This is a genomic window from Arsenicibacter rosenii, from assembly GCF_001870735.1.
GTDB lineage: Bacteria > Bacteroidota > Bacteroidia > Cytophagales > Spirosomataceae > Arsenicibacter > Arsenicibacter rosenii.
The window spans coordinates 1-838 of sequence record NZ_MORL01000195.1; the positions used below are offsets into that span (position 1 = coordinate 1).

Sequence of the window (838 nt, forward strand, 5' to 3'; positions counted from 1 at the left end):
GATACCTATGACACCATTGAGTGGCTGCTCCGACAGGTCGGCTTTCATAATGGCCGTGTGGGCCTATGGGGCATCAGCTATGCCGGTTTTTATGCCATAGCCGGATCAATAGATGCCCATCCCGCGCTGAAGGCTTCGTCTCCCCAGGCACCAATCGCCGATTTTTTCCGGGAAGATATTCACCATAACGGCGCTTTTACGCAGCTGACCCTGCTGGCCTATCCGGTTTTCGACGACCGGAAGTCCGGACCGACAACGAAGCCCTGGTTTCTGCCCTACCTGATTGATACAGGAACCCGTTCTGAGTTTGACTGGCATAAGCGGCTGGGTGCCCTGTCGAACGCAGCTCCCTATCTGGCCGGGAATACATTCTGGCAACAAACCGTTGACCATCCGGATTATGATGATTTCTGGCAGAAACGATCGGTTTTGCCGCATTTACAACAGGTCCGCCCTGCCATATTGATTGCAGGCGGCTGGTTCGACGCCGAGGATTTATATGGTCCGCTGAGCATTTACAAAACCCTGGCTACATATCGGCAGCCGTTCAGGCCGATGCTATGGATGGGCCCTTTCGGCCATCGCGGATGGGCGGAGGAAACCGGCCATACCCTACACAACGACTTGTATTTCGGAGATAGCCTGGCCACTTTTTTCCAGCGGCAGATCGAAGCGCCGTTCTTTTATCATTATCTGAAAGGAACCGGCGACGGCAAAACCGGATTGCCGGATGTTTCGCTGTTTGATACCGGGGCAAAAACGTGGCGTACATTTACGGACTGGCCGGTACATACCTCACAAAAGCGGTGGTTTCTGGCCGCTACCGGAAAGCTGGCTG

Annotated in this window: 1 protein-coding gene; it reads left to right on the forward strand. The window is 54.4% G+C overall.

Annotated elements, in window-relative coordinates:
• A partial coding sequence (locus BLX24_RS30780) for a CocE/NonD family hydrolase (RefSeq protein ID WP_143092956.1) occupies positions 1 to 838 on the forward strand: 838 nt, incomplete at both ends.